This window comes from Vibrio sp. 10N.222.49.C9, from assembly GCF_041474985.1.
Classification (GTDB): Bacteria; Pseudomonadota; Gammaproteobacteria; order Enterobacterales; family Vibrionaceae; genus Vibrio; species Vibrio crassostreae_C.
In genome coordinates this window covers 1-448 of record NZ_JBFRVD010000600.1, presented here as the reverse complement: position 1 = coordinate 448, position 448 = coordinate 1, and the positions used below count along the sequence as shown (strand labels likewise).

Annotated in this window: 1 protein-coding gene; it reads left to right on the top strand. The window is 46.0% G+C overall.

Translation table 11 applies throughout. The annotated features are described in order from the left end of the window. A partial coding sequence (locus AB4585_RS24670) for an efflux RND transporter permease subunit (protein WP_372171385.1) occupies window positions 1-448 on the top strand: 448 nt, incomplete at both ends.

The following is a 448-nucleotide window of genomic DNA, read 5'->3' as shown; positions in this document are numbered from 1 at the left end:
CTCTTGGTATTGCCCCTGAGACGGTATTCAATTTGCTGAATACTCAAAATACCGTGTCATCTTCAGGTGCGGTAAGGGTTGGCGATGAATACATCCGAATCCAACCTACAGGGCAATTTGACAGTGTCGAGCAGTTAGGCGACCTCATCATCACCGATGAGAGTACGTCGGGTTTGGTGTACTTAAAAGACGTTGCAGAGATAAAACGCGGTTACATAGATGTTCCTACCAATGTGCTGAATTTTAACGGCAATATGGCGCTAAATATGGGCATTTCATTCAACGCTGGCGTGAATGTGGTTACCATTGGCGAAGCTCTTGACCAAAAACTGGCCGAGCTAGAGTATCAACAGCCTATCGGCATCAACATTGATGAGATCTATGCTCAACCAGGCGAAGTCGATAAATCGGTAAGTAGTTTTGTCGTCAGTCTTGCTCAAGCGGTTGG